Consider the following 24,725-nt stretch of genomic DNA (forward strand, 5'->3'; position numbering starts at 1 on the left):
GTGGTCAAAGCATGGGAGTCTACATATTCACCCCCGAAGACCTCGTTCGCTATGGGTCTGCAACTGAAGAACAGCTTGAGGTTCTTAAAGAGGCCATTTTGAGCAGGAAGGACATCCTCATCGCCGGTTCCAGCAGATCTGGAAAGACGAAGCTCGTTGAGGCCTTGATCCACTTCATCCCGGACGACCGAAAAGTAGCCGTTGTCACGGCCTACGGCGAGTTCAAACCCTTTAGGCCCAACATAGTCGTCATAGACACCCAGTTCGACAGTCAGCCTCTAGAAAGGCGCACTTCCGATGTTATCGAAAAGATAAAGGCGATAAATCCCGACTACGTCGTCATTGACACGATTCACACCATCGACGTTGCCCGGGTGTTCAGGGAGCTGATCGACGATTACGCATTCATCGTTACTTCCCTGGCCCTTGCGGACGATATAAAAGCCGAGGTGAAGCACTGGCTCCGCCTGGACGATGAGACCTTCGACAAGTTTGACATCGTGGTTGAGCTCAAGAGGGACTGGAGAACTGGGGCAAAGAGGATAAACAGGATATACCTGGTAAAGGATGGGGCTCTGGAACTTATCGCTTGAGCTCTCTTATCAGTGAATCCCACGTGTCCCTTACAGCGCTCTTCGTCCCTTTTCTAGCCTTTCTCCGGTTTTCCTCCGTCAGGTATCCCCTCCTCCATGCCCAATAGAGAACCCCGTTGAGGAGCAGCGTTGCCGCAACCGCCACACCGAGTGCACTCACCGTAACGCCTCCTATGGTCTTCTGGGTTCTCCTGAACATCCCAAGGGAAACGTAATCGTCCGGGCTCATGCGCCTCATTGGCAGGAATGTTCCCTTCGTCCCAGCCTCCGGGTTGAGGGAGAGCATGTGGTTCCACGTGACGACGTACATCCTCAGATGGGTTCCGTTTACGGAGCAGTTTTGAATGATGCTGTTTTCATCGGCCAGTACGCAGCTCCCGTTAGGGAATAGCTTCCCGTGGATGGCCGTGTGTCTATAAGTCTGGAAGTAGAACGTGCCGTTGTTCGGGTTCACCCTCACGACTTCTATGTCCTCGGTCGCTCCTCCGTAGACTAGCCCCCTGAGGAAGCGGTAGAGTTTGTCTATAAGGGAGTTTGAGAAGTACTCGTCCTGCCAGACGATGTAGTAGTATATTGTTCCGTGGCGATCCACCATGTAGAGAATGCCCATGGGCTCGTCGCCGGGAGTTGTGTGGACAACCGGAGCGTACCACTCCACCCTGTCGCTCTGTCCTGGAAGGTATCCTTCCAGAGAGTAGCCGCTTGAGACGAGACCTACGAACCAGAAGATGATGACGTTTAAAATGAGCCAGATGGTGATTGCTACCAATTTCTTTTTTGGGATCATACCCACCACTTCAATAAAAAAATAGAGGGATGATCATCCCTTAAGCCTTTCTATGACCTCGCGGAGGTTGGCGAGCATATCCTCAATGTCCTCGAAGGTCATGTAGCCCATGTTTCCAATCCTGAAGGTCTTCTCAGCAACGCTTCCGTAGCCCTTGGCCAGCTCGAAGCCCCTCTTCCTCATGGCATTGTAAACGTCAACGCCCTTCATGCCCTCTGGAACGACAACGGCGGTGATCGTCGGGCTCTCGTGGCCGGGTTCAGCCAGAATTCCAAGGCCCATCTCCTTGACGCCTTCCCTGATCCTCTCGCTTCTCTTCCTGTACATGCCGAGCCACTCCTTCTTTCCGCCCATCTTCTCAACTATCCTGAGCACGACGTTGAGGCCGAATATCTGCGGTAGCGGTGGGGTTGAGGGCGTTCCCTTCTTCTTCTCGTTGAACTTCTTGTACAGTGGTAGATCGAAGTACCAGCCGCGCTCCGGCATCTTCTCAGCTATCTCAAAGACACGCTCGCTGACCGCTGCCACCGCCAGCCCAGGCGGAACGCCAAAGGCCTTCTGGCTGCTCGCGAAGACCAAATCGATTCCCCACTCGTCAAACCTTATGTCGGCCCCACCCATGGCTGAAACAGCGTCGACGAAGAGGAGCTTGTCGTGCTCGTGAACTACCTTGGCCAGCTCAGGGAGCGGGTTTAAAACACCGGTGGAGGTCTCGTTGTAGGTTATGGTAACTGCATGAACGTCCGGGTTCTTCTTGAGTGCTTCATCGAGCTCCTCCGGCTTTATTGCCTGCCCAGGCTCTTTCTCAAGGACTACAGCCTCCCTCCCGTTGGCCTTGACTACATCTGCGAAGCGCTTTCCAAATGCGCCGATGACAGTGACGAGAACCTTTCCTCCGCGCGGGACGGTGTTTCTGACGGCGGCCTCCATGAAGCCCGTTCCGGAACTCGGGAAGAGGATTACCTCTCCTTTGTTTGCCTCAAGAAAGGCCTTGAGCCTGTTGAGGGTATCAACGTGAACCTCCTTAGCTTCGGCCGAGCGGTGGCTGAACATCTGGACGCTCATAATCGCGAGAACCTCGGGGAAGCATGCAACCGGGCCGGCGGTGAAGAGCTTGTACTTCGGCTTGACAAGCTCGTAAAGCTCCCTGTAAGCGTCTTCGTAGGTCATCTCAAACTTCAGCTCCACCAGCATCACCTCAATCCTAAATACTGGCACGGATAAAAAGGGTTTCGATAGGAAGAAACCCCTTGTTTTCGGAACCTTTTCGTTTTTGAAAAGAATCCTACAAAAAAAGTCCGGGAAGATTATTTCCTACGCCCAAGCAAAATATAACCAAGATGGGCAGCAGAAGGAGCCTCGGAATAATCCCCGTTGATGAGAAAGGTCTCTCTACCTTCGGTGGATTTCATTCCTATTGGTGTATATCTTCCCGCCTTCCATCCAGTAGTTTGCAGTATACATAACACTTGCTTCCTTCAAGAATAGAGGAGGGCGGTCGCCCGCCCTCCAAGCGGTGGTTGCCATGGCCAGCGGCTGCGGTGGTAACCGTAATGTCATCCCTCTCCGGTCCTATGGCAGGCAACCCAGTGCTTCTTCTCAAACTCGATGACCTTGGGTCTAACCTTCCAGCATTTATCAGTTGCAAGTGGACAGCGGGGAGCGTAGTTGCATCCAGTGATTTCGTATATCCCCTTTTCTTCTTCTTCCGGTTTAATTTCCCCTTTGAACTCCCATTTTACGTTGAGGTCCGGCACGCTCTCCAAGAGCATCTTGGTGTACGGGTGAAGGGGATTCTTGAAGACCTTCTCAGTGTCTCCAAACTCCACTAGACGTCCCCTGTACATTATTAGAGTCGTGTCGCTGATGTAGTATCCCAGGGCAAGGTCATGGGTTACAAAGAGAACTGAAGTCCTCAGCTTGTCTCTGACTTCTCCGAGAAGGTTCAGAACGTCTATTCTCGTGCTCGCGTCGAGCATTGAAACCGCCTCGTCCGCAACCAGGAGGGAAGGTTCGACAAGCAATGCGCGAGCTATTAGAATGCGCTGGAGCTGGCCGCCGCTGAGCTGGTGGGGATATTTTCCAAGGACTTCGTTGGGGTTTAGCCCCACGTCTTCCAGGGATTTAGCTATTAGCTCTTCTCTCTTCTCTCTGCTTGTGTGTGGGAGGAAATTCTCAAACACCAAATCAAATGCTCTGTCCACGGGGTACAGCGGGTTAAAGCTTGCGAACGGGTCCTGAAAAACCGCCTGTACGTGCTTGTAATAATACTTTCTGAGCTTATCTCCCTTGAATTCGTTAATATCCTCCCCCCTAAACAGGATCCGGCCTGAAGTGGGTTTTAAAAGCCTGAGGATGAGCTTCCCAACTGTAGTCTTCCCACTACCACTCTCTCCAACGAGTGAGATAATCTCTCCCTCTCGAATGTTAAAGCTGACATCATCAACAGCCCTAATCTGGAAGCCTCCAATGAAGCCTGAAGTGAAGAGCTTAGTTAAATGCTCGATCCTAACTAACGGCTCACTCATTCCTCCTCACCCCTAATAAATGGCAAGCGGCCAGGTGATTATCCCCAACACTGACCATTTTGGGTTCAGTATTTTGACAGACATCCATCGAGTAGGGACATCTTGGGTAAAAACGGCAGCCAGCTGGAGGATTAAGTAGACTAATCGGATAGCCGGGGATACCCTTCAATTTGGTCTGGTTATAATGCACTCCGATACGAGGCAGGGACTCAATAAGCAGAGACGTGTATGGATGTGCCGGCGAGTTGATGACCTCCTCTGTAGGCCCGATTTCAGCTACCTTGCCTGCGTAGAGTATCATAACTCTGTCGGCTATCTTATCTAGCAGGGAAAGGTCATGAGTGACAAAAATTATTGCCTTTACAATTCCCTCCCGCATGAAGTAGTGTAGCAACTCGAGAACGACCCTCTGCGTCGTTACATCAAGTGCCGACGTAATCTCATCCGCAATTAACAAGTCAGGATTCATGAGCGTTGAAACCACCATCGTAGTCCTCTGCCTCATGCCCCCTGAAAGCTCTATGGGATACATGTCGGCGACTTTTTCACTTAGCTTTACCATCCTGAGCCTTTCTCGAAGAAGCTTTTCAACCTCCTTCCTGTCCTCTGCCCCATGCTCCCTGGCTAAATCCCAGACGATGTCTTTGATCTTCTTCGTGGGATTGAGGGCGTTCATAGCGTACTGGGGGATGATTGATAATTCGGTGTATTTTATCTTACGCTCCTCTTCCTTGTCCAACTTCATTAGGTCCTTACCCTTGAAGATTGCCTCGCCGCCCATGTGGGTCATTGGGGGCTTCCTAAGGATAAGGGAGTTGACGAGGGTGGATTTACCGCAACCGCTCTCCCCAGCAATACCAAAAACCTCCCCCTCCTTAACGTCAAATGAGACGCCATCAACAGCCTTAACGAAGCCAACGGGGGTCTTATAATAGATTTTGAGGTTCTTGACACTCAACAAACTCATTCCCCACCCCTCCTGAGTCTCGGGTTGAAGACCTCATCGAGGCCGGTGTTTATGAAGTATAGACCTGTTATCAGAAGGGCTATAACTAGTCCCGGCGTGATTGCCCACCACCAGTATCCAAGCTGTATTGCGTTCCACAGTACTGCGTTCTGGAGGATGATTCCGAGGGATACCCCCTTGGTCGGACCCAGGCCTATGAAGTCAAGACCCACTGCGGCCAGTATGGCACCGCCGAACTGGAGGATGAAGACCATGAAGACGTAGGAGATCATGTTGGGCATTATTTCCTCGAAGATTATGGCCAAGTCTCTCATCCCTGCTATCTTAGCCAGCGCCACGAACTCTCTCTCCTTCAATGAGAACGTCTGTGCCCTAACGGCCCTTGCAGTCCATGGCCAGGCGGTAATCCCTATTATAATGCTCTCTATCAGGATGCCCCTGTACGTCACATAGGCGGCTATAATGATTAGAAGGGCTAGGGTGGGTATCACGAGCAGGATGTTGGTTAGCATCATGAGTATTTCGTCGGTCCAACCGCCTTTGTATCCTGCTACAAATCCCACCAGGAGGCCGATTAACGTTGCGAGGCCTCCCCCAACGAGACCCACGAAGAGTGAACTCCTAAGGCCATAAACAACCTGACTGTAAAGGTCCCTTCCAAAGCTGTCGGTTCCGAGATAATGCTTTACCTTAACTACCCCGTGGGGTGTGAATATCTCCCCTATTCCTCCAGGTGGAATGTTTGGGGTTGAAGCTTTTGTGATGCTCCTTTCCCCAATTTTAACAACATAGTATCCTAGGGGGTCAAATTTGGAAAACATCGGACCGATTAAAGCGAAAATTATGAAGAAGCTCACTATTGCAACGCCTATCTTAAACTTGTTGTTCCTCAAGGCGATCTTCAGAGTGTTGCTCCTCATTCATTCTCCCCCCGTGTAGGAGTACTTAACCCTCGGATCGATCACAACGTAGAGTATGTCTATCACGAAGTTGGCAACAAGGACGTTCAGAATTATCATGAGGAAACATCCCTGTATGAGGAAGTAATCCTGGTTGAGTATTCCCTGCATCAGGACGTAGCCTATTCCAGGATATGAGAAGACTACTTCTGTTGTTAGGGCACCTGCAACGATGAGGCCGAGCTGGAGCGCGAGTCCTGTTACCTGGGGGAGCATAGCGTTCCTGAACGCGTGCTTTAGTATGAGTTTCTCAGATGAGCCCAACGCCTCAAGATAGCGTGCGTAATCTGCCTCTACTTCGTAGATTATCATATTTCTCATACCTATTGCCCAACCTCCGAGCTGGACGAGGAAGAGGCTGAGGAAGGGCAGCGTCCAGTGGTGTAAAAAGTCCTTGATAAACGCCCAGCTCAGTGATGGCATTATGCCGTAGCTGTATGCACCCGAAACAGGGAACCAATCCAGCTTAACACCAAAGAAGTACGCAAGGACTATTGCGAACCAGAAGTATGGTGAAGCTGTCAGGAAGTAGAAGACGGGCATTAAAAATGAGTCTATCTTCTTGCTCTTACCTGCCAGGGCCCCCAGCCAGTTTCCAACTATCCAGCTGAGAACTATTGAAGGCACGAGAAGGGCAATATCATATGGTAGGGCACTCTTTATGATTTCAGCCACCGGCTTTGGATAGTAGTAAATGCTTACGCCTAAATCTCCGTGGAGAAGGGCCTTCCAAAACGAGAGATATTGTTCCCAAAGGGGCTTATCCAGACCAAAGGACTGGATGAAGTATGAGTGGAGATGTTCGGCAACGTTTGGCAGGGTAGCAAACCTCGATAAAAGCACGGAAACCGGATCCCCCGGCATAAACCTTGGGATTGCCCAGTCTATCGTGACCGCGAAGAAGAAGGTTAGTATGTAAATTGTTATCTTCCTCATGAGGTACCTCTTTATTCCGCTCACAGTTTTCCCCTCCGTCTTTCTCTCACTTTTGATCTGATGAGATTACTCTGGTTTTTGATTTTAAAAGCGCAAAACTGTAAAAAATTGAAAGTGTCGGGAAGTCACCCCTTCTTCCTTCTGAGAAGCAGTGGGACTACTGCGAGACCGACAATTGCCGCCGGCCCACAGATTCCTCCTCCCTTCTTTGAGGAACTGGTGGTAGGTGTGGTCTTGGAAGTTCCAGTAGTGCCACTAGCCGTGCTGGTTGTCCCGGTCGAAGAAGTAGCGCTCTTGACGGGCTTAATGTGCAGGAGAACCTTTAGGCCACCCATCTGCCAGTAGTTGTTCCAGGAGATTGGGTATGCGTAGGGGTTCTTCTCGGTGGGCCAGTTGGTCCAGTGGGCCGGGCTGGCCTCAAACCAGGCGCCGTTGTATATTATAGGAATGGCAGGTACGTCCTTGAGCATTATCTCTTGGAGCTCTTTGTAGTACTGGAGCTTCTTGTTTTTGTCCTTCTCCGTGTTTATGAGTTCGAGGAGTTTGGTGACATTATCGTTCTTGTATCTGCCCCAGTTTCCTGAGTAGGAGGGCTTCCCAACCGGTGTGACGTTCGGGTAGAGAACCCAGTTGAACCACTGCCACGGTGTCGCGTAGACCTGGCTTCCAAAGTTGTTTATTGCCATATCGAACTCTCCCTTTGTCAGGTCTTCCCAGTACTTGCTGTAGTCCGGGAACTTGGGCTCCACGCGTATTCCCACCGCTCCAAGCTGGTCGCTGATGATCCTGATCATTTCCATCCAGTCAGTCCATCCGTACGGGACTATTATCTCGAACTTCATTGGCTTTCCGTCGGGGAATTCCCTATAGCCATCACCGTTTGTATCCTTAAAGCCGAGGCTGTCGAGTATCTGCATTGCTTTCTCAGGATCGTACTTCCAGCCGTATTTCTCCTCGAGGTCCTTCGCCTTTATCTTTTCAAACACTGGAAGTGGGGGAAGTCCAATGGGATCAGCCGGGAGAACCTGGTTCTGCTCTGCCCTTGCGGCGATCTCCTTGGGGTCTATTGCATAGGCAAGGGCCCTCCTGAACTCCGGGTTGTTAAGTGGTTCCTTCTGGGTATTGAGGAATAGGAAGGCTGTGTTCGCTGAGAGGTGATAGGGCTTTTTATCATACCAGGTTACTATTTTGTAAGTGCTCTTCACGTCTGGAACGCCGGGGATGAAGAAGTTGCTCCAGTCGAGGTCACCCTTAACAAGCATCGAGAGGGCCACGTTGTTGCTGTAAACTATGACGTAAACGATGTACTTTGGAGCCGGCTTTCCAAAGACTTTTATCCCCCACCAGTCGTCGTTTCTAACCCAGATAGCTCTCATCTGGTCGGTCTTGTAGAGTTTGTACATGCCGGAACCAACGGGGTTGTCGGTGTTGGGGTAAGAAATTGGATCTTTAATGTTCTTCCATATGTGCTCCGGGATTATTGGAACGTTGTATATCCAGTACTTCCATTCTTCATAGTGGGGCTTGCTGAATATGAACTGGACGGTTCTGTCGTCTACAACTTTTACTTGGCTGAGCCAGCCCCAGATTTGGGACCACCCAACTCCCCCGTTTTCCTTGGCGATCTCAAAGGTGAACTTTACATCCTCCGCGGTCAGCGGCTTTCCATCTTGCCACTTGAGATTGGGTCTGAGCTTTATCTCGTAGGTGTTGTCACTTATCCACTGGCCTGATTCAGCGAGCCAAGGCTCGAGTTTGTCGTTCAGCGGATCGTAGATAAACAAAGTCTCGTAGAGGAGTCCTATTGTCCCGGTGACTGCAGCCCATGGGGTCAGTGGGTTGAAGTTGTTTGGCTGGCTCCAAAGGCCACCACCTACGTAGAGGGTCTCATCCCTCGGTAGCTCCTTTGCACTGACGTATCCAGCAGAACTCAAAACGTTTGCAAATACCACCAGGGCTATTAGAGCACCCAACAGTTTCTTCATGGACACCACCTCGACCCCGACTTCATAATTAGAGGGGTCTGTAATGTAATAGATAGTGAGTACTTATAAATTTTCCCCCAGATTTTATAATAACCTGGGCAAGAATTTATAAAATTGCCCAAACATTTATAAAATTGAACTCCCCAATTATCCAGTAGAGGTAGCAGTGTAATTTGACTGGAGGTGTATACGATGATGCCGGAAGAATTCCTCTGGGGAGTTGGGCAGTCGGGCTTTCAGTTTGAGATGGGCGACAAGCTCAGAAGGCATATAGATCCCAACACAGACTGGTGGAAGTGGGTTCGCGATCCGTTTAACATAAAAAAAGAGCTTGTAAGTGGTGATCTTCCGGAGGACGGAATTAACAACTATGAGCTTTTTGAAAACGACCACAAACTTGCAAAAGATCTTGGTCTCAACGCTTACAGGATTGGGATAGAGTGGAGTAGAGTCTTCCCTTGCCCAACTTGGACCGTGGACACAGAAGTTGAACTTGACACCTACGGACTCATAAAGGACATTAAAATAGACAAGTCCACTCTTGATGAACTTGACAAACTGGCCAACAAGGAGGAGATCATTTACTACAGGCGCGTTATCCAGCATCTGAGAGAGCTTGGCTTCAAGGTCTTTGTAAACCTCAATCACTTCACACTTCCGGTATGGATTCATGATCCACTAGCTGCGAGGGAAAAGGCTCTCACAAACGGGAGGATAGGGTGGGTTTCCCAGAGAACGGTAGTTGAATTTGCCAAGTATGCAGCTTACATTGCCCATGCTCTTGGAGACCTCGTGGATATGTGGAGTACTTTCAATGAACCGATGGTCGTTGTTGAGCTTGGCTACCTAGCCCCTTATTCTGGATTTCCCCCCGGGGTCATGAACCCTGAGGCAGCAAAGCTGGCTATTCTCAACATGATAAATGCCCACGCCTTGGCCTATAAGATGATAAAGAGGTTCGACACCAAGAAAGCTGACGACGACAGTAAGTCACCGGCGGAAGTTGGCATAATCTATAACAACATCGGCGTCGCTTATCCCAAAGATCCAAACGATCCTAAAGACGTTAAAGCGGCCGAAAACGACAACTACTTCCACAGCGGACTGTTTTTTGACGCCATTCACAAGGGGAGGCTCAATATGGAGTTCGATGGCGAAAACTTTGTAAAAGTCAGACATCTAAAGGGGAACGACTGGATAGGGCTCAACTATTACACCCGTGAGGTCGTCAGATATTCGGAGCCCAAGTTCCCGAGCATACCGCTGATATCCTTCAAGGGAGTCCCCAACTACGGCTACTCCTGCAGACCTGGCACAACGTCCGCTGATAACAGGCCAGTCAGCGATATAGGGTGGGAGGTCTATCCGGAGGGTATTTATGACTCAATCGTCGAAGCAAGCAAGTATGGTGTTCCAGTTTACGTTACCGAAAATGGCGTAGCCGATTCGGCTGACATGTTAAGGCCGTATTACATTGTCAGCCACGTTTCAAAGATAGAAGAGGCAATCGAAAATGGCTACACTGTAAAAGGTTATATGCACTGGGCGCTTACAGACAACTATGAATGGGCCCTCGGGTTCAGCATGAGGTTCGGTCTCTACAAGGTTGACCTGATCTCCAAGGAGAGAATCCCAAGGGAGAAGAGCGTTGATACCTACAGAAAAATAGTACAGTACAATGGAGTTCCAGACGATCTTAAAGATGAATTCCTTAAGGGGGAGGAGTGATGAAGACCATAGCGGTTGATGAAGACACTTGGGAAACGATAAAGAAGCTCAAGGCCAAGCTCGACGCACGTTCATACGATGAGGTGCTCAGAAAGCTCATTGAAGCATGGCACCTTGTAGAGTTTGACCTCAAGACGGAAAAGGTTGTCCTCGATGACGACGAAGCGGAGCTCATAATTAATCTTATAAAAGATAGAGAGAAAGCGAGGGAAAGGGGAGATACCCATGAGAAGGCTTCCCAAGAGGGTAGTCTTTGACCCACCTGCGCTGGTGGAGATAAACAGGAAAAGAAACCGGGATATCTTAGAGTTTATACTTGCCGAGTTCGAAGTTTTTGTACCTTTTCCCTCCCTCCACGCTTATTTTCTTGGAAAAGCCTACCTTGGTAGGAACGTCGAGGAAGACCTCTCCAGTTTTGAAGAGATTTACCGGACTATTTATCCCGATAGAGACCTGTTGATAAAACTGGTAACTGTAGAATCCTCCCTGATAAAAGAGGGAGTTTTCATGCCCCTAGAGGATCTCCTAACGGGCGTTTCCGCAATAATGGTTGAAGGTCTCCTCGTCTCAACTGAGCCCGAGAGATTCAAACCACTCAAAAAGTACGGCCTTGACTGCGTGAGTCTTGAGAAGTTCTTTGAGGAGGTCAGCGAGCTGGCGAAGGAGGAGATAAAAAAGAAGAGGTTAGGGGTAGAAATTGGCACCGTTAAATAAAGGTACTTTCGAGAGATTTTTATACTCGTTTCTTTATCATTGGTTCATGGAGCGCGGACGCCTTGCGGGGATATTGCTGCTCATAATCTCTGCCTTCACGGGTACGATGGCCTTCCGCCTCGCCACCCCTGCGATAGCATTCTACACGCGCGACATCCTCAAGGCCTCGATGCTCTCCGTCTCAATGGTCTCGATGTCCTTTGTTCTTGCGAGGGCCCTAACGTCCGTCTTCGGGGGTCTCCTTCTGGAGAAGGATAAAAGACTCGTTTACGTTGGTGCGCTGGCAATGATGGGCAACGCCCTGGCCGTCCAGCTCTATCCCCTAACCTCCACTTGGCTTCAGGTTGCTGGGATTAAGCTCCTGAACGGCTTTCTCAACGGCCTGAGCTGGCCGATGGCGCAGTTCGTAATAGCAGTGACAACTCCCGGCGAGATAAGGGCGAGGGTCACCTCCGTCTACTTCTTCTTTGGAAGCATAGCCTCTCTCCTCGGTAACTACGTGTATGCTTACACCCTTGGATGGGGCCTGAGCGGGCAGATGTGGATTTCCTCGGCCTTCTTCCTGATAACCGGTCTCATAATGGTGATCAGCTATGTCCTCTTAGGTGGATGGATAACCCCCAGGAGAAAGAAAACGCCCGACGGGGAGAAACCCTCCCTGAACCCGAAGAGGGTTTTGGTCATAGCGTCTCTGATGGCCGTCATAGTGGCCTTCACCTCCGGAGAGATAACGTACGTCTATGTCTCCGAGGCACTGGGATTAAACAAAGCCACCACAGCGACGTTGATTGGGTGGACTGGTTTCCTGGCGGCGCTGCTCAGCTACGGCGTTTCGTGGCTCGCCGATGTGGGGAGCGAGAGGAGAACTGTAGTGCTGACCTCACTCCTAGCGGCAGTATCCCCTATTCTGGCCGCGGTGAAGAGCGCCCCGACGGTGTTTACTGGAATTTTCCTGGCCCTTTTTGCATTCCAGAGCTTCCGCCCGGTTTCGAGGAAGGTGCTCGCTTCCTATCACCGTTCCTCCTTGGCTATTGGAGGAGTCAACGGGGTACAGAACTTGTCAACGTTCCTTGGAGGGATGCTCTTCGGAGTTGCTTACTCTCTGGGGGAGTTCCATGCGTTCTTGACGGTCAATCTGGCCCTTCTAAGCTTTCTTCCCTTTTCACTAGCCCTTCTGAGGGAAGCCGTTAAGCTTAAAGAGAAGTTGGGATAGATGATGCTGCGCTCTTTCCAAAACTTTTATAAAAGCGAGGGGGAGCTAAGTTTAGGCTTAGCTTACGCTCATTTGGAGGTGAGAGTATGGGACTGAGACCAGCCAAGATTGATAGGGACGTTGACAAGCCCGCTTACACGAGAAGGGAGTACATACGCGGTGCCCCCGGTCCGAAGATAACGATCTTCGACATGGGCAACCTCTCCGCCGAGTTCGAGTACGAGGTCAGCCTTCACGCCGAGCAGGCCATGCAGATAAGGCAGAACGCCCTCGAGGCCATCCGTATTCAGGTGAACAGGTACCTCCAGAAGAACGTCGGAAGGAGCAACTACCACTTCAAGATAAGGGTCTTCCCGTTCCAGGTTCTTAGAGAAAATCCGATGGCCACAGGAAGGAAGGCCGACCGTTACGGAAACGGTATGAGGAGGCCATTTGGGAAGCCAATCGGACTCGCCGCTCGCGTCAGGAAGGACCAGAAGATCCTAACCGTCTGGGTGAACGAGAACCACCTCAAGTTCGCCCTCGGCGCCATGCACAGGGCCAAGATGAAGCTCCCATACAGCGCCTACTACAGAATCTACGACAAAGAAGGCAACGACATCACCACCAAGGTTCTCTCCACGATGAAGCGCTGAAGCGCGTTTAAGCCCTCCGGGCTTTCTTTACCAACTTTTGTTGCGTTTCTTGTGATCGGTTTTCTGGCAGGTTTTCCGTATATTCATAATGATTATTAACGATGCCGCCCTAAACCCAGTGGTGGGAGGATGGTAAGCTCGTACTTTATGAGCCTGCTCCTTAAGATCGGCGTTCCGGAGGACAGGCTCCTTGTTCTCGAGGGCAAGGGGGGCATAGTCGAGGACGAGTTCGAGGGAATCAAGTACATCAGATTTCGGGATTCTGCGAAGGGCTTCCGCAGGGGGACGGTAGTCTTCGAGAACGGAGAAGTCGTTCTTGGTTTTTCCCACATAAAGCGCGTCGTCCAGCTTGAGAACGGGATAAAGCGGGTCTTCAAGAACAGGCCCTTCTACGTTGAGGAGAAGGTCGACGGCTACAACGTCCGCGTCGTTAAGGTTGGGGATAGGGTTCTTGCCCTAACGAGGGGAGGTTTCGTCTGCCCGTTCACGACCGAGAGGATAGGGGACTTCGTTAACTTTGAGTTCTTCGGGGACTATCCGAACCTCGTCCTCGCTGGAGAGATGGCCGGGCCTGAGAGCCCGTACATAGTGGAGGGACCGCCCTACGTTATGGAGGACATTCGGTTCTTCCTCTTCGACATCCAGGATAAGGGAACTGGAAAGAGCCTGCCAGTGGAAGAACGATACAAGCTGGCGGAGGAGTATGGAATACCGCAGGTGGAGCGCTTCGGTCTCTTCGACCGTTCACGGATAGACGACCTCTACGGGCTCATCGAGAGGCTGAGCCGGGAGAATAGGGAAGGCATCGTCATGAAGACGCCCGACATGAAGAGGATAGCCAAGTACGTGACGCCCTACGCCAACATCAACGACATAAAGATAGGCTCGCACATCTTCTTCGACCTCCCACACGGCTACTTCATGGGGCGGATAAAGAGGCTCGCCTTCTATCTAGCCGAAAAGCACGTTAAGGGCGATGATTTTGACGAGTATGCTAAAGCCCTTGGAAAGGCACTGCTGAGGCCCTTCGTCGAGAGCATTCACGAGGTCGCCCAGGGCGGTGATATAGAGGAAGTCTTCACGGTGAGGGTCAAGAACATAAGCACAGCCCACAGAATGGTCACCCACTTCGAGAGGCTTGGGGTCAAAATTCACATCGAGGACATTGAAGATTTAAAGAACGGCTACTGGAGGATAACCTTCAAGCGAGTCTATCCAGATGCGACGAGGGAAATCAGGGATCTATGGAAAGGGCTGGCGTTCGTGGATTGATGGAGTTTCAGGATAAGAAGAAAGTGTGGGGTATTCCTTGTTACATATGGAACAATTCAAGGGTGGGCTTAACGCTCCCTAGAAGGCCGGTGTTGGAGCCCGTAGAGGAATTCTGGAACGTCCTTCCCTGAGAGCACCCTGACGTTCCGCGGGTATCTTCCACTTTTAACGTTTCTTCCAGACTTCACCTCGACCCTGAGGCCGTCTGCTATTGCATCTATCTCGTAGGAGTTTCTGTAGTAGAAGACTTCTCCAAAGATCCGGTAGAGGTGTTCCTGAACCAGCCACTCGTAGAGTGTATCTTTGCCCACCTCTCTGCGCGTCCAGAGCGCCATGGCCTTTGACACCAGCGGGTCCCTGAGGGCGAGCTTCCTCTCTTTTCTTGGATATACCCTGCCATCGCCCCCGAGGTAGGGGATCTGGAGGAGCACTCGGAGGGCCTCGAAAATCTCAACGTAATCCCTTGCCGTGTGGGGGGATATTCCAACGGCCTTTGCAATGGAATTGAATGAAGTCGGGGAGGGAGCTTTATCGATTATGGCTCCCATCACTTCCCTTGCAAGCCCGGTAGAGCGCTCAAGGGCTTTCAGGTCGGCCTTTATTAGGCTCACGAGTTCCTCAACTCTCAGGGTTCCGTTCAGGTAGGCCAGATAACCTCCGGTTTTGAGGTAGTTTTCGAAGACCTCCTCGGCCTTCCCCGGGAAGAAGTCGTCGTAGAAGAGGCCGTAGTAGTCCCTGAAGCTCAGGGGTGTTACAGATACGTCCTTTCCCTTTCCCCTTCTCCCGCCGAAGGTCTCAACGTACCTCCCGATGAAAAGGGAGATTGAACCCGTAACGGTAACGACATCGTTCCGGAGCTCCCCGCTGTCTATTAGGAACTTTATTGCTTTCCACCAGTCGCGGACGAGGCTCACCTCATCGAGAAAGATGAAAGAGCTCTTTACCCCTTTTCTTTTTTTGAGCTTAATGTAGTCCCTTAGAATCTCAAGAAGGTCCCTGTAATCCTCAAGGACATCGCAGCTGAAGTAAAAGACTTGGTATGGGTTATCCTGTATCAGTTCCCTGATGAGGAGTTTTATCCCTAGTGTTTTTCCCACCCTCCGGGGGCCGACCACGAAGTTCAGAGAGAACGGTTCCCTGGAAAGCTCGTCGAGCCACTTTGGCCTTATCCTGTAGGGCAGGTTTTCGAAGAGGAGCCAGCTTATGTCGGGTTCTCCAAACCACCATGGGTTCTGTGTTTCAATCATGTTGGGTTATAGCACGGAGACAGTTATAAAGATTTTGCAGTATAAGTGCAAATGCATTTATAAGGAATTTGTATTTCAATTGCAAATACGGTTCGAATGCCCTTTGAGATGTTATTTCGGCTTCGCGAAGTCCCCTTTGCAATAATTTTTCACACTCCTCAAACTAAAAAAGGGTGGAAGGGTTCGAAAGCCTTTTAAATAGTCTCCATAGACCCCAGTTCAGCGTTGAAGTGACCACAGCGAAGGATGACGGAAAAATGGCCTGGCACGTCTTCATTCCAGATTCGCTCCTCGAAGAGACCGACGACCCGAAGATCAGGACGTACAAGGTCGGACAAATCGCTAGAGCCTGCGCAATCTTCGGCGTCGAGCACATCTGGATCTACAGGGCTGGCGGTAGGGACGGAAGGTTCATCAAGACTATCTTGGAATACGCGGAAACCCCCCAGTACCTCAGGAAGAGGATCTTTCCCATTATGTCCGAGCTCAAGTACGTCGGCGTTATACCTCCGCTAAGAACGCCGCACCACAAGCTCAAGGGGAAGCCGAAAGTTGGAGAAATCCGCGAGGGCTTCGCCTTCAGGAGAGGCAAGCGGGTCTACGCGGATATCGGCCTCGGCGACCTTGCGATGGTCGAGGGGAACGTTGAAGGGCGTGCAACGTTCAGAATCGTCTCGGTAAAGCCGCTCAGAGTGATGCCAGCGAAGCCGGAGGATTACTGGGGGTACAGGGTGCACCTGAGCAGAAAGTCTCTGGCGAAAACACTTAAAAAGGCCAGGCTGGATTTGGTCATCGCGACCTCGAGGAAGGGTCGCGACATAAGAGATGTGAAGCTTCCCCCGCTGGAGGGGGAGGTCGGATTGGTCTTCGGCTCACCGAGGAAGGGCGTGATGGAGCTCCTCGGCGAGGAGGATTATAGCTTTGATCTAATCCTCAACACAATTCCAAATCAGCGGACGGCTACCGTCCGCACCGAGGAGGCGTTGCTGGCTACGCTCGCGGTGTTTAATCTCATAAGGAGGGATTGAGATGGGAAAAATACACAGGCCAAGGAGAGGTTCACTGGCTTACTCCCCGAGAAAGAGGGCTAGGAGTATAGTCCCGAGAATTAAGAAGTGGCCGCAGGACAGCGAGGTCAGGATGCTGGGCTTCGCCGGCTACAAAGCCGGTATGACCCACATCCTCATGATCGACGACAGGCCAGGGCTCACGAAGGGCAAGGAGATCTTCATGCCTGTTACGGTGGTTGAAGTTCCCCCGCTCTTCGTCTACGGCATAAGGGCCTACAGGCAGGGCTACCTCGGTCTCGAAACTGCAACCGAGGTCTGGTTCCACGAGCTCAACGACCACGTCAGGAGGAGGATAAAGACCCTCCCGAAGGACTACAACGAAGATGCATTCCAGGCCAAGCTCGGTCAGCTTGAGGATCTCGTCAATGAGGGCGAGATAGTCGACGTTCGCCTTCTCGTCCACACCCAGCCGTGGCTCATCAAGCTTAAGAAGAAGCCGGAAGTCATGGAGTACGCCATAGGCGGCGACGACGTCAAAGCGAAGTTCGCCTACGCCAAGGAGAAGATCGGCAATGAGCTCCGCGCGGGCGAGGTTCTCCATGAGGGAGAGCTCCTCGACGTCATAGGCGTCACCAAGGGTAAGGGAACCCAGGGTCCGGTCAAGCGCTGGGGCGTCAAGATACAGTTCCACAAGGCCCAGAGGGCTGGCAAAGGCAGGCACATCGGCAACCTCGGCCCGTGGCACCCGACCAGGGTCATGTGGACCGTTCCGCAGGCAGGTCAGATGGGCTTCCACCACAGGACCGAGTTCAACAAGAGGCTCATAGCAATAGGCGAGAACGGCAAGCTCAAGCTCGACGAGAAGCACGAGATTGAGATAACCCCAAAGGGCGGCTTCCCGCACTACGGAATCATAAGGAGCGACTTCCTCCTCATCCAGGGAACCGTTCCGGGTTCCTTCAAGAGGATCGTCAGGGTGAGGCCCGCCATAAGGGCACCGAAGAAGAGGCCGCCGGTTAAGAGGCCGCAGATAACCTACGTCAGTAGGGAGTCCAAGCAGTGAGGTGAGATAGATGAAGGTTAAGGTTTTCAATCTCGAAGGCGAGCCGGTAGAGGAGATTGAGCTCCCCAAGGTCTTCAGCACTCCTTACAGGCCCGATCTCATAAGGAGAGCTGTCATCGCTTCCTGGACCCACAGGATACAGCCGCAGGGCAGGGACCCGCAGGCGGGCAAGAGGAGGGTCACCGAGAACATCGGAAAGGGCCACGGGATGGCCAGGGTTGAGAGGATAAAGACCTCCCCGAGGTTCGCTGCCTTCGTTCCCTTCGCCGTCGGCGGAAGGAGAACCCACCCGCCCAAGGTCGAGAAGATAATTTGGGAGGACATCAACAAGAAGGAGCGCAGGCTCGCTATAATGAGCGCCATAGCGGCAACCGCTAACTACGATCTCGTAAAAGCGAGGGGGCACGTCGTTGACAACGTTCCGCAGGTTCCGATAATAGTCACCGACGACCTTGAGAAGGTCTTCAAAACCGCTCAGACCCGGGAGATATTCAAGAAGCTTGGCGTCTGGGATGACATAGAGAGGGCCAAGAAGAACACCAAGATCCGCGCCGGAAAGGGCAAGATGCGCGGAAGGCGCTACAAGAAGGCAAAGGGCCCGCTCGTCGTCGTTGCCAAGAACGAGGGCATCGTCCAGGGAGCCAGGAACCACCCGGGCGTTGACGTGGTCACCGTTGAGAACCTCGGCGTTGAGCTGCTCGCTCCGGGTACACACCCCGGAAGGCTTACCATCTGGACCAAGGGTGCGATAGAGAAGCTTAGGGAGATCTACGGGTGATGGAGATGGATCCGTACAAGATTATCGTAAGGCCGGTCGTTACCGAAAAGGCCGTCTCCCTCATTGAGAAGGAGAACAAGCTCACCTTCATAGTGGACAAGAGGGCCACCAAGCAGGACATCAAGAGGGCCGTGGAAGCGATGTTTGAGGTCAAGGTTGAGAAGGTCAACACGCTCATCACCATGAAGGGCGAGAAGAAGGCCTACGTGAAGCTCAAGCCTGAGTACAACGCAAGTGAGGTTGCTGCCAGGATAGGATTGTTCTGATGGGGTGAGTGAGATGGGAAAGAGTTTGATTCAGCAGAGGAGAGGTAAGGGAACCACGACCTTTAGAGCCCCATCCCACAGGTACAGGGGCGCGGTCAGGTACGTTCCGCTCAACCTTACCAAAGAGAAGACCCTCGTTGGCAAGGTCGTCGAGATACTCCACGACCCGGGAAGGACCGCTCCGGTCGCCAGGGTTAAGTTCGAGAACGGCATGGAGAAGCTCATCATAGCCCCTGAAGGGATACTCGTCGGTGAGGAGATAGCAATCGGGCCGAACGCCCCGATAAAGATAGGCAACACCCTCCCGCTTGCAATGATACCCGAGGGAAGCTACGTCTACGACATCGAGGGCGTTCCTGGGGACGGAGGAAAGTACGTCAGGGCCGGCGGTTCCTACGCCCTCGTCGTCAGCAGGGAGAAGGACAAGGTCATAGTCCAGCTTCCGAGCGGTGAACTCAAGCAGTTCAAGCCGAGCTGCAGGGCGACCATCGGTGTCGTTGCCGGCGGCGGAAGGCTCGAGAAGCCGATAGTCAAGGCAGGTAAGGCTTACTACATAGCCAAGGCAAGGAACAGGTTCTGGCCGAAGCCGAGGGGTGTCAAGATGAACGCCGTCAACCACCCGCACGGTGGTAAGGAGCACCACATCGGAAGGCCCTCGACCGTTTCGAGAAGAGCCCCGCCCGGAAGGAAGGTCGGTCACATAGCCGCGAGAAGAACTGGTAGGAGGAAGTGATGAAGATGGCGAGAAAGAAGGAGTTTAGGTACAGGGGTTATACCTTCGAGGAACTCCTCAACATGTCACTTGAAGATTTTGCCAAGCTCCTCCCGAGCAGGCAGAGGAGGAGCCTCAAGCGCGGTCTCTCCCCGGAGCAGAAGAAGCTCCTCAGGAAGATACGCCTTGCCAAGAAGGGCAAGTACAACAAGCCTATAAGGACCCACAGCAGGGACATGGTCATCCTCCCAGAGATGGTCGGCATGACCATCCACGTTCACAACGGAAAGGAGTTCGTTCCGATCGAGATCAAGGAGGAGATGATCGGACACTACCTCGGTGAGTTCGCCCTTACGAGAAAGATAGTCCAGCACGGATCACCTGGTGTCGGTGCAACCAGGTCATCGATGTTCGTTGCAGTCAAGTGAGGTGGTTTAGATGAGCAGGGGCAGGTTTTCCTACTCATTCCAAAATTTTGATCCCGAGAGGATGGCGAGGGCAAGCGGAAGGGACCTCAGGATTTCACCCAAGCACAGCGTTGAGCTCCTCAGGGAGATAAGGGGCATGATGCTCAACGACGCTCTCCGCTACCTCGACGACGTCATAGCCCTCAAGAGACCGGTTCCGATGAAGAGGCACAACGACAGCCAGGGCCACAAGCCGGGCAGAGGCTTCGGTCCCGGAAGGTACCCAGTCAAGGTTGCCAAGGCCGTCAAGAAAATACTCCTCAACGCCAAGAACAACGCCGAGCAGAAGGGCCTCGACGTGGATAGGCTCAAGATAATCCACGCCGCAGCTCACAGGGGCCCTGTTCTCAGGGGATACATTCCGAGGGCCTTTGGTAGGGCCACACCGTTCAACGAGCAGACGACCCACATAGAGGTAGTCGTCGAGGAGATTAGGAGGTGAGACTTTTGGCGATCGAGAGATATTTCATCAAGGAGAACGTTAAGGAGATGCTCATCGACGAGTACCTTGAGAAGGAGCTTAGAAGGGCTGGCTACGGCGGAATAGACATAAAGAAGACCCCGCTCGGAACCAAGGTTGTCATCTTCGCCGCCAGCCCCGGCTACGTTATTGGAAGGGGTGGAAGGAAGATAAGGGAGCTCACCAGGATTCTTGAGAGGCAGTTTGGCCTCGAGAACCCGCAGATTGAGGTCGAGGAGATCAAGAACCCCTACCTCAACGCCAAGGTCCAGGCTGTAAGGCTCGCCCAGGCCCTTGAGAGGGGCATCCACTTCAGGAGGGCGGCTTATTCAGCGATAAGGGCCATCATGAGGAACGGCGCTAGGGGTGTCGAGATAAGGCTTAGTGGAAAGCTCACCGGTGAGAGAGCTAAGAGTGTTCGCTTCTACCAGGGCTACCTCGCCAAGGTCGGAAACCCCGCCGAGACCCTCGTCAGCAGGGGCTACGCACAGGCTCTGCTCAAGCTCGGTGTCATAGGTGTCAAGGTCTCGATCATGCCGCCCGATGCAAGGCTTCCTGATGAGATAGAGGTAGTTGAGAAGCCCATAGTCGAGGAAGAGGTGAGCACCAATGAAGCCGAGTGAGATTAGGGAGATGAGCATTGACGAGATCGATGAGAAGCTCAGGCAGCTCAGGCTTGAGCTGGCCAAGGAGCGGGGCATGCTCACCATGGGGACTTCCACCGAGAACCCCATGGTCATCCGGAACCTCAGGCGCGACATCGCGCGCCTGCTTACCATAAAGAGGGAGAAGCTTAGGGAGAAAAGGTGAGGTTCGGTGCCAAGGATTGTTAACCCTCTGGATGAGATGCTCTTTAAGGAGGTCCTGAAGGAGCAGCAGAGAATCCGGGTCTACATAGAGAGGGCCCGCTACGGAAAGCTCAAGACCATAATCGAGGGCATAGATGAGAAAGAGTTCGACCTTGAGGACATAGCAAAGAAGCTGAAGGCGAAGCTGGCATGCGGCGGGACCGTGAAGAAGGGAAGGATAGAGCTCCAGGGAGACCACAGAGAACGGGTCAAGAAGTTGCTCGGAGACCTTGGGTTCTCCGAGGATCTCATAGAGGTCGAGTGACGGCCAGAAACATAATATGGCACGAGCTCATAGGGCTGAAAGCAAAGGTTATAAGGGCATCTCATCCAGAGCTGGTTGGCATCGAGGGCTACGTCCTTGATGAGACGCGTAACACTCTCACCATAGGCGGTGATAGGGTCTGGACCGTTCCGAAGGACGTCGTCGAGTTTGAGTTCGAGACGGCCGCCGGCGAAAGGATTAGAGTCGATGGGAGAAATCTGGTCGGGAGACCCGAGATGAGGTTGAAGAAGAGGTGGCGAAAATGAGAGAGATCGGATTGAAGGTTCAGCCTCCAGCTGAGAAATGTAACGATCCAAACTGCCCCTGGCACGGGCACCTCAAGATACACGGCAGATATTTCGAGGGAGTTGTAGTCAGTGACAAGGGTAAGAAGACCGTCGTCGTTGAGAGGCAGCACTACAAGTACCTCAAGAAGTACGAGAGGTACGAGCTCAGGAGGAGCAGGGTTCACGCCCACAACCCGGAGTGCATAAACGCGAGGGTTGGGGACAGGGTTCTCATAGCGGAGACCAGGCCGATAAGCAAGACCAAGAGCTTCGTTGTAGTTGCCATAACCCAGAGGGCAGAGAGGGCAGAGGAGGTGTGATGGATGGCCAAGAAGGGTGCGGGTGCAACCAGGGGAATTAGCCCCGTCAGGCCCACCAGGGCCCTTCCAATCGGTGCGTACCTCAAGGTCGCCGACAACAGCGGCGCCAAGGTCATCCAGATCATAGGCGTCGTCGGCTACAAGGGCACCAGGAGAAGACTCGCGAGCGCTGGCGTTGGCGACATGGTCATCGCCACGGTCAAGAAGGGAAGGCCCGACATCAGGCACCAGGTCGTCAGGGCAGTCGTTGTCAGGCAGAGGAAGGAGTACAGAAGGCTTGACGGCATGCGCGTTAAGTTCGAGGACAACGCGGCTGCAATAGTCACCCCTGAAGGTGTCCCGAGGGGTACCGAGATCAGGGGTGCCATAGCTAGGGAGGCCGCCGAGCGCTGGGTCAGGCTCGGCAGCATAGCGAGCATAGTGTTGTGAGGTGAGAGAGATGAAGCTCGATTCCAAGAAACCCGGGAAGCAGAGGAAGTTCCTCTACAACGCTCCCCTTCACCTCAGGCAGAAGATAATTGCCGCTCCCCTCAGCAGGGAGCTCAGGGAGAAGTACGGTGTCAGGAACCTTCCGGTTAGAGAAGGGGACAAGGTGAAGATCGTTAGGGGAGACTTCAGGGGCAAGGAAGGGAAGGTCATGGAAGTTGACCTCAAGAGGTACAGGATTCACGTCGAGGGTGTCACCCAGACCAAGGTCGACGGCACCGAGGTTTTCTATCCAATCCACCCCTCGAACGTGATAATAGTTGAACTCAACCTCGACGATGAGGAGAGGAAGAAGATAATTGAGAGGAGGGCTGCTTGATGGCGAGAAAGGGAGCCAAGAGGCACCTTAAGAGGCTTGCCGCTCCGACTTCATGGTACATCCACAGGAAGGAGTACAAGTGGGCCGTGAGGCCCAGGCCGGGACCGCACAGCATGGGAACATCAATTCCCCTGCTCTACATAGTCAGGGACTACCTCGGCTACGCCAAGACCGCCAGGGAAGCCAGGAAGATCCTCAACGAGGGTAAAATCCTCGTTGACGGCAGGGTTAGGAAGGACTACAAGTTCCCGGTCGGAATCATGGACGTTATCTCGATTCCCGAGACCGGCGAGTACTACCGTGTTCTTCCAAACAGGATCGGAAAGCTCATACTCCACCCGATAAGCGAGGAGGAAGCGAAGCTCAAGCCCTTCCGCATCAACAACAAGAGGATGGTCAAGGGTGCAAAGGTTCAGCTCAACCTCCACGACGGGAGCAACCACCTCGTTGGATTCGCCGAGAAGGACTCATACAGGACCGCTTACACTGTCCTCATGAAGGTCCCCGAGAGGGAAGTGGTCGAGGTCATACCCTTCGAGATAGGGGCCTACGTCTTCGTTACCCAGGGTAAGAACGTTGCCAGGAAGGGTAAGATCGTCGAGGTCAGGCAGTTCCCAATGGGCTGGCCGGACGTCGTCACCATTGAGGACGAGAGCGGCGAGAAGTTCGACACCCTGAAGGAGTACGCCTTCGTTGTCGGTAAGGACAAACCCGTTATTTCCCTTCCGTGAGGTGAGATGAGATGGAGATAAACAGAGAGGCAATCCTCGCTGACTGGGAAGCTCATCCTATGAGGAAGCCCAGGATCGCGAAGGTCACCATAAACATTGGAGTTGGCGAGAGCGGCGAGAGACTTACTAAAGCCGAGACCATGCTTGAGAACCTCGTTGGCCAGAAGCCGATAAGGAGGAGGGCCAAGCAGACCAACAGGGACTTTGGAATCAGGAGGGGAGAGCCGATAGCCGTTAAGGTCACCCTCCGCGGTGAGAAGGCCTACCAGATGCTCGACAGATTGCTTGAGGCCGTCGACAGGAAGCTCAAGGCGAGCAACTTCGATGAGCACGGAAACTTCTGCTTTGGAATTCAGGAGCACATCAACATCCCGGGCGTTGAGTACGATCCGGAGATCGGTATCTTCGGCATGGACGTCTGCGTCACCCTTGAGAGGCCCGGCTTCAGGGTTGCAAAGAGGAAGAGGCAGAGGAAAAAGATACCGACGAGGCACAAGATGACCAAGGAAGAGGGTATCGTCTTCGCTATGGAGGAGTTGAAGGCCAAGGTGGAGGGATTGTGAGATGGCGAAGGCTGACTACAACAAGAGGAAGCCCAGGAAGTTTGGGAAGGGCGCGAGGAGATGCATGCGTTGCGGCCAGTACGGCCCGGTTATCAGGATCCACGGCCTTATGCTCTGCAGGCACTGCTTTAGAGAGATAGCCCCCAAGCTGGGCTTTAAGAAGTACGAGTGAGGTGAGAGGAGATGACTTTGCTTGATCCGCTGGCAAACGCGCTTTCACACATGACCAACAGCGAGAGGGTTGGAAAGAAGGAGGTCTACCTCAAGCCCGCCTCCAAACTCATCGGAGAGGTTCTCAGGGTTATGCAGGAGAACGGCTACATAGGTGAGTTCGAGTTCATAGACGACGGAAGGGCCGGTATCTACCGCGTTCAGCTCATAGGCAAGATCAACAAGGCTGGAGCGATTAAGCCGCGCTTCCCGGTGAAGGCCAGAGAGTACGAGAAGTGGGAGAAGAGGTTCCTTCCGGCCTTCGAGTTTGGAATACTCATAGTCTCCACATCCCAAGGTGTTATGACCCACAAGGAAGCCATCGAGAAGGGAATCGGCGGCAGACTGATAGCCTACGTCTACTGAGGTGAGAGAG

Annotated in this window: 33 protein-coding genes; 25 read left to right on the forward strand and 8 right to left on the reverse strand. The window is 52.7% G+C overall.

All coding sequences use genetic code 11. The annotated features are described in order from the left end of the window. The first annotated feature begins 11 nt into the window (after positions 1-11). Positions 12-593 carry a P-loop NTPase family protein gene (locus A3L09_RS02465; protein WP_088857471.1) on the forward strand — a complete coding sequence of 194 codons (582 nt, stop codon included), beginning with the start codon at positions 12-14 and terminating at the stop codon, positions 591-593. Here the strand turns inward: A3L09_RS02465 and A3L09_RS02470 are convergent. The 7 genes from A3L09_RS02470 to A3L09_RS02500 all read right to left on the reverse strand — a co-directional run bounded on the left by A3L09_RS02470 (position 583) and on the right by A3L09_RS02500 (position 8,755). After that, complete coding sequence (locus A3L09_RS02470) at positions 583-1,380, reverse strand: hypothetical protein (protein WP_088857472.1); 798 nt, start codon at positions 1,378-1,380, stop codon at positions 583-585. The two genes, A3L09_RS02465 and A3L09_RS02470, sit on opposite strands and share 11 nt — an antisense overlap. A 33-nt stretch (positions 1,381-1,413) precedes the next feature. Further along, a complete protein-coding gene (locus A3L09_RS02475) occupies positions 1,414-2,568 on the reverse strand; it encodes a pyridoxal-phosphate-dependent aminotransferase family protein (RefSeq protein ID WP_088857473.1) in 1,155 nt (384 codons plus the stop codon). Positions 2,569-2,936: 368 nt separating this feature from the next. Continuing rightward, on the reverse strand, positions 2,937-3,908 hold the full coding sequence (locus A3L09_RS02480; protein ID WP_088857474.1) for an ABC transporter ATP-binding protein: 972 nt from the start codon (positions 3,906-3,908) through the stop codon (positions 2,937-2,939). Continuing rightward, a complete protein-coding gene (locus A3L09_RS02485) occupies positions 3,901-4,875 on the reverse strand; it encodes an ABC transporter ATP-binding protein (protein WP_088857475.1) in 975 nt (324 codons plus the stop codon). Before A3L09_RS02485 ends, A3L09_RS02480 begins: the two co-directional genes overlap by 8 nt. Further along, a complete protein-coding gene (locus tag A3L09_RS02490) occupies positions 4,872-5,795 on the reverse strand; it encodes an ABC transporter permease (protein WP_088857476.1) in 924 nt (307 codons plus the stop codon). The genes A3L09_RS02485 and A3L09_RS02490 overlap by 4 nt, the downstream gene beginning before the upstream one ends. Further along, entirely contained in the window at positions 5,796-6,770 is a 975-nt protein-coding gene (locus tag A3L09_RS02495; protein WP_198362297.1) for an ABC transporter permease, read from the reverse strand. It abuts the gene before it with no gap. Between the two features lie 125 nt (positions 6,771-6,895). Continuing rightward, positions 6,896-8,755, reverse strand: a complete 1,860-nt coding sequence (locus A3L09_RS02500; RefSeq protein WP_088857477.1) for an ABC transporter substrate-binding protein — start codon at positions 8,753-8,755, stop codon at positions 6,896-6,898. A 192-nt stretch (positions 8,756-8,947) separates the two neighbouring features. On the opposite strand from A3L09_RS02500, the gene bgaS reads away from it, so the two are divergent. The 6 genes from bgaS (at position 8,948) to A3L09_RS02530 (ending at position 14,317) form a co-directional block, all read left to right on the forward strand. Next, a complete protein-coding gene (gene bgaS, locus A3L09_RS02505) occupies positions 8,948-10,483 on the forward strand; it encodes a beta-galactosidase BgaS (protein WP_088857478.1) in 1,536 nt (511 codons plus the stop codon). Further along, a complete protein-coding gene (locus A3L09_RS02510) occupies positions 10,483-10,740 on the forward strand; it encodes a ribbon-helix-helix domain-containing protein (protein ID WP_088857479.1) in 258 nt (85 codons plus the stop codon). Before bgaS ends, A3L09_RS02510 begins: the two co-directional genes overlap by 1 nt. Continuing rightward, the gene (locus A3L09_RS02515) at positions 10,709-11,197 is read left to right on the forward strand and encodes a type II toxin-antitoxin system VapC family toxin (protein ID WP_088857480.1); all 489 of its coding nucleotides are present in this window, start codon (positions 10,709-10,711) and stop codon (positions 11,195-11,197) included. Before A3L09_RS02510 ends, A3L09_RS02515 begins: the two co-directional genes overlap by 32 nt. A gap of 46 nt (positions 11,198-11,243) precedes the next feature. Further along, on the forward strand, positions 11,244-12,410 hold the full coding sequence (locus A3L09_RS02520) for an MFS transporter (protein ID WP_088857481.1): 1,167 nt from the start codon (positions 11,244-11,246) through the stop codon (positions 12,408-12,410). A gap of 86 nt (positions 12,411-12,496) precedes the next feature. Next, positions 12,497-13,045 carry a 50S ribosomal protein L16 gene (locus A3L09_RS02525; protein ID WP_088857482.1) on the forward strand — a complete coding sequence of 183 codons (549 nt, stop codon included), beginning with the start codon at positions 12,497-12,499 and terminating at the stop codon, positions 13,043-13,045. Between the two features lie 129 nt (positions 13,046-13,174). Next, positions 13,175-14,317, forward strand: coding sequence for an RNA ligase (locus tag A3L09_RS02530; RefSeq protein WP_088857483.1), 1,143 nt, complete (start codon positions 13,175-13,177; stop codon positions 14,315-14,317). A gap of 68 nt (positions 14,318-14,385) precedes the next feature. On the opposite strand, the gene A3L09_RS02535 is transcribed toward A3L09_RS02530, so the two are convergent. Beyond that, positions 14,386-15,564, reverse strand: coding sequence for an ATP-binding protein (locus A3L09_RS02535; RefSeq protein ID WP_088857484.1), 1,179 nt, complete (start codon positions 15,562-15,564; stop codon positions 14,386-14,388). 257 nt (positions 15,565-15,821) lie between these two features. Here A3L09_RS02535 and A3L09_RS02540 point away from each other — a divergent pair, with 257 nt between their 5' ends. From A3L09_RS02540 to A3L09_RS02625, 18 genes are read left to right on the forward strand one after another with little or no spacing between them, the layout of a single operon-like run. Further along, positions 15,822-16,592 (forward strand): putative RNA uridine N3 methyltransferase, encoded by a 771-nt coding sequence (locus A3L09_RS02540; protein WP_088857485.1) that lies wholly within the window; start codon positions 15,822-15,824, stop codon positions 16,590-16,592. 1 nt (position 16,593) lies between these two features. Continuing rightward, positions 16,594-17,637 (forward strand): 50S ribosomal protein L3, encoded by a 1,044-nt coding sequence (locus A3L09_RS02545; RefSeq protein ID WP_088857486.1) that lies wholly within the window; start codon positions 16,594-16,596, stop codon positions 17,635-17,637. Positions 17,638-17,647: 10 nt separating this feature from the next. Further along, positions 17,648-18,415: a 50S ribosomal protein L4 gene (gene rpl4p / locus A3L09_RS02550; protein ID WP_088857487.1), complete on the forward strand. Its 768-nt coding sequence runs from the start codon at positions 17,648-17,650 to the stop codon at positions 18,413-18,415. 5 nt (positions 18,416-18,420) lie between these two features. Next, a complete protein-coding gene (locus tag A3L09_RS02555) occupies positions 18,421-18,681 on the forward strand; it encodes a 50S ribosomal protein L23 (RefSeq protein WP_088857488.1) in 261 nt (86 codons plus the stop codon). Between the two features lie 13 nt (positions 18,682-18,694). Then, complete coding sequence (locus A3L09_RS02560) at positions 18,695-19,414, forward strand: 50S ribosomal protein L2 (protein ID WP_088857489.1); 720 nt, start codon at positions 18,695-18,697, stop codon at positions 19,412-19,414. A 5-nt stretch (positions 19,415-19,419) separates the two neighbouring features. Next, a complete protein-coding gene (locus A3L09_RS02565; protein WP_088858959.1) occupies positions 19,420-19,821 on the forward strand; it encodes a 30S ribosomal protein S19 in 402 nt (133 codons plus the stop codon). A gap of 10 nt (positions 19,822-19,831) precedes the next feature. Further along, on the forward strand, positions 19,832-20,302 hold the full coding sequence (rplV, locus tag A3L09_RS02570) for a 50S ribosomal protein L22 (RefSeq protein ID WP_088857490.1): 471 nt from the start codon (positions 19,832-19,834) through the stop codon (positions 20,300-20,302). A 5-nt stretch (positions 20,303-20,307) separates the two neighbouring features. Continuing rightward, entirely contained in the window at positions 20,308-20,943 is a 636-nt protein-coding gene (locus tag A3L09_RS02575) for a 30S ribosomal protein S3 (protein WP_088857491.1), read from the forward strand. Continuing rightward, positions 20,930-21,130: a 50S ribosomal protein L29 gene (rpmC, locus tag A3L09_RS02580; protein ID WP_088857492.1), complete on the forward strand. Its 201-nt coding sequence runs from the start codon at positions 20,930-20,932 to the stop codon at positions 21,128-21,130. The genes A3L09_RS02575 and rpmC overlap by 14 nt, the downstream gene beginning before the upstream one ends. A 36-nt stretch (positions 21,131-21,166) precedes the next feature. Beyond that, positions 21,167-21,433 carry a stress response translation initiation inhibitor YciH gene (gene yciH / locus A3L09_RS02585; protein WP_232473605.1) on the forward strand — a complete coding sequence of 89 codons (267 nt, stop codon included), beginning with the start codon at positions 21,167-21,169 and terminating at the stop codon, positions 21,431-21,433. After that, positions 21,319-21,699, forward strand: a complete 381-nt coding sequence (locus A3L09_RS02590; protein WP_198362284.1) for a ribonuclease P protein component 1 — start codon at positions 21,319-21,321, stop codon at positions 21,697-21,699. Before yciH ends, A3L09_RS02590 begins: the two co-directional genes overlap by 115 nt. Next, positions 21,696-22,040, forward strand: coding sequence for a 30S ribosomal protein S17 (locus A3L09_RS02595; protein WP_088857495.1), 345 nt, complete (start codon positions 21,696-21,698; stop codon positions 22,038-22,040). Before A3L09_RS02590 ends, A3L09_RS02595 begins: the two co-directional genes overlap by 4 nt. Before the next feature lie 3 nt (positions 22,041-22,043). Then, entirely contained in the window at positions 22,044-22,469 is a 426-nt protein-coding gene (locus A3L09_RS02600) for a 50S ribosomal protein L14 (RefSeq protein WP_088855830.1), read from the forward strand. Between the two features lie 10 nt (positions 22,470-22,479). Further along, on the forward strand, positions 22,480-22,845 hold the full coding sequence (rplX, locus tag A3L09_RS02605; protein ID WP_088857496.1) for a 50S ribosomal protein L24: 366 nt from the start codon (positions 22,480-22,482) through the stop codon (positions 22,843-22,845). Beyond that, complete coding sequence (locus tag A3L09_RS02610; RefSeq protein ID WP_088857497.1) at positions 22,845-23,576, forward strand: 30S ribosomal protein S4e; 732 nt, start codon at positions 22,845-22,847, stop codon at positions 23,574-23,576. Before rplX ends, A3L09_RS02610 begins: the two co-directional genes overlap by 1 nt. Before the next feature lie 11 nt (positions 23,577-23,587). Further along, positions 23,588-24,139, forward strand: coding sequence for a 50S ribosomal protein L5 (locus A3L09_RS02615; protein ID WP_088857498.1), 552 nt, complete (start codon positions 23,588-23,590; stop codon positions 24,137-24,139). Position 24,140: 1 nt separating this feature from the next. After that, positions 24,141-24,311, forward strand: coding sequence for a 30S ribosomal protein S14 (locus A3L09_RS02620; protein ID WP_088857499.1), 171 nt, complete (start codon positions 24,141-24,143; stop codon positions 24,309-24,311). Positions 24,312-24,322: 11 nt separating this feature from the next. Then, positions 24,323-24,715 (forward strand): 30S ribosomal protein S8, encoded by a 393-nt coding sequence (locus A3L09_RS02625; RefSeq protein ID WP_088857500.1) that lies wholly within the window; start codon positions 24,323-24,325, stop codon positions 24,713-24,715. Positions 24,716-24,725 lie beyond the last annotated feature (10 nt).

Source organism: Thermococcus profundus, from assembly GCF_002214585.1.
GTDB lineage: Archaea > Methanobacteriota_B > Thermococci > Thermococcales > Thermococcaceae > Thermococcus > Thermococcus profundus.